This window comes from Streptomyces ureilyticus, from assembly GCF_011045025.1.
In the GTDB taxonomy this organism is placed as follows: Bacteria; Actinomycetota; Actinomycetes; order Streptomycetales; family Streptomycetaceae; genus Streptomyces; species Streptomyces ureilyticus.
Window position 1 is genome coordinate 1 of record NZ_JAAKZX010000428.1, and the last position, 2,360, is coordinate 2,360.

Annotated in this window: 3 protein-coding genes; 1 reads left to right on the forward strand and 2 read right to left on the reverse strand. The window is 69.9% G+C overall.

The annotated features are described in order from the left end of the window. Nucleotides 1-200 precede the first annotated feature (200 nt). Entirely contained in the window at nt 201-590 is a 390-nt protein-coding gene (locus G6048_RS47820; RefSeq protein ID WP_206343035.1) for a zinc ribbon domain-containing protein YjdM, read from the reverse strand. Between the two features lie 272 nt (nt 591-862). Further along, nucleotides 863-1,375 (reverse strand): universal stress protein, encoded by a 513-nt coding sequence (locus G6048_RS47825; protein ID WP_165345857.1) that lies wholly within the window; start codon nt 1,373-1,375, stop codon nt 863-865. A gap of 528 nt (nt 1,376-1,903) precedes the next feature. On the opposite strand from G6048_RS47825, the gene G6048_RS47830 reads away from it, so the two are divergent. Further along, on the forward strand, nt 1,904-2,360 hold a 457-nt coding region (locus G6048_RS47830), incomplete at its 3' end, for a universal stress protein (protein ID WP_206343036.1).

The following is a 2,360-nucleotide window of genomic DNA, read 5'->3' on the forward strand; positions in this document are numbered from 1 at the left end:
ACAGCGGAACGGACACGACCCCTCGGCTTCCCCGACAGCGCCCCACCCCCCCCGGGGGCAGGCGAAAGCTGTGCCCGCAGCTACCTGCAAGCATGGCCAGTACAGCATCTAATCAATTGCGAAATTTTGCAATTAAGCATCAGGCTGCAACCCTGAACACCCCTCCATGGATGGGACGGCGGGACAGGGCGAGTCGTAGATCAGGCTTTCTTGACCACGCTGGACTTGAGCTGCATCGCTCCGAAACCGTCGATCTTGCAGTCGATGTCGTGGCCGTCGACCCCGTCGACCAGCCGAATGTTGCGCACCTTGGTGCCGGCCTTGATGCCCGACGGGCTCCCCTTGACCTTGAGCGCCTTGACGACGACCACGGCGTCGCCATCCCGCAGCTCATTGCCGACGGAGTCCTTGACGACCCTCCCCCAGCCTTCGGCCGGGGGGACCCCCAGCTCCCCGGCGGTGTCTCCACCCTCCGTACCGCCCTCGGCGGGCACCCATTCGTGGCCGCACTCCGGGCACACCACCAGGGCGTTCATCTCGTAGGTGTACTCACACGAGCACTTCGGACAGGGAGGAAGATTCTCGATCATCCCGCCAGCGTATCCGGCCTCAGTCTTCGTCCCGACGGGACGAGAAGGACCACAGGTGGCCGCCCTGGGTACGGCGTGAACCGGCAGGCCAGCCGGCAGGAGGGTGCCCACGCGAGACGGGGCCTTCGTCGATCACAAGAGCGTCCGCGCCGCTGAGCGCCGTGGCGCCGGTGATGCGGTAGCCGGGCTGTGCCTGATCCGCCTGGCTCGACGATCTCGCGGGTGGAGCTGTGGGCGGTCGCGTATCCCACCAGGCGTTGGCACTCCGCCCCCTATGCGGCACCGCTCCTGGCGAGAGACGACGTTTCCACGGCCCTGAGCGGCGACGCAGGCCGCTGCGCCGCGGGCACCGCGACCACAGGGACCGTCGCGTGCCGCAGACACTCACGGCCCACCGTCCCGATCGCGGGCAGCTCGTACTGTCCGTGAGCCCTGCGTCCCAGGGCGAGCAGCAGTGCACCGGGCGCGTGACGGAGCAGTGCCCGCGCGGGCGGTCCCTCCACGAGAACGGCACGCACGGCGCCGCCGATCTGTGGGCCGAAGACCTCTCGCACCGTCGAGGCGAGCAGCTCGGCAGCCTGTTCGCGCTGCTGCGCGGCCGTGGGACGGGCCGATGCCGGAGCATACGGCGCGAATCCGGATGTGGTCGGTTCCCAGGCGTGTACGGCCACGATCTCCGCCCGCAGGGCGCGGGCCTGCTCTCTGGCCCAGCGTAGTGCGGCTTTGGACGCCTCAGATCCGTCGACGCCCACCACGATGCTGTTGCCGTCGGCGAGTTGGGTCATGTTCAGCCTCCCTGGATGGCCTCTCGCCCCACGGTGCCCCGGTCCGGTCGGGCGGGGCGTGGGCCGAGGGGTTCCCCACGGGTGCCCAACAGTCCCTTGCCAACCGTGGTGGCGGACCCGCTCGGTACGGCGACGCCTTCCTCCGCTCGTTCGCTCAGAGCGCCGGATTCCGCCGATGTCCGTACGCCGTAGGCGCCGGTTCACCGTTGTGGTGCCGGGCCCGTCGGCCCCGCCCGAATGCTGGTCCTGTCTGTCAACGGTGCGCGCACCGGAGCTCGTTGGACAGGTGGTCATCGGCCGTGACGAACCTGCTGCGGGCTCAACTTCAGCGTCCGGCCGAGGCGCAGAGCCGCCCGGGGGCCGAGCCGGGGGGAGTGGCACTCAACGCCGGCGCGAGATCCGACAGGGGCCGAATGGCCCAAGCCGTGGCCGAACCGCCCCTCCCGCCGCCCGGTAGTGGATGCGACGGTGAGGTGGAGCCCTCTGCTGCTGCTCTTCTGCGCAGCCCGACGAAAGGCGGTGAGGGACATGGAGCTGCCCCTGATCGTGGGTATCGACGGATCGGATTCGAGCCTCGTCGCAGTCGACTGGGCGGTCGACGAAGCGGCCCGGCATGGACTGCCGTTGCGACTGGTGTACGCCTCCCTGTGGGAGCGTTACGAAGGGGTCGCCCCGTCCGGCAGCGTTGAACGCCCGTCCGAGCAGGTGCTGGCGGACGACATCGTCGGTTCCGCGGCCGAGCGTGCCCGACGGCGCAATCCCGAGGTGAAGGTCTCCACGGAGGTGGTCCCCGAGGAAGCGGCGTCCGCGCTCCTGCGCGAGGGCCACAACGCCTCCGCCCTGGTGACGGGATCGCGTGGCCGCGGTGAGCTGACGGGCCTGCTGCTGGGCTCGGTCTCGTTGGCCGTGGCGTCCCGTGCCCACTGCCCGGTGATCGTGGTCCGCGGCGACAAGGCCGGCCTGGCGGGCACCCATGAGCGGATCC

Coding starts and splice junctions, on each gene's coding strand:
- G6048_RS47825 (WP_165345857.1), bottom strand. CDS start 1,375: ATGACCCAACTCGCCGACGGCAACAGCATCGTGGTGGGCGTCGACGGA.
- G6048_RS47820 (WP_206343035.1), bottom strand. CDS start 590: ATGATCGAGAATCTTCCTCCCTGTCCGAAGTGCTCGTGTGAGTACACC.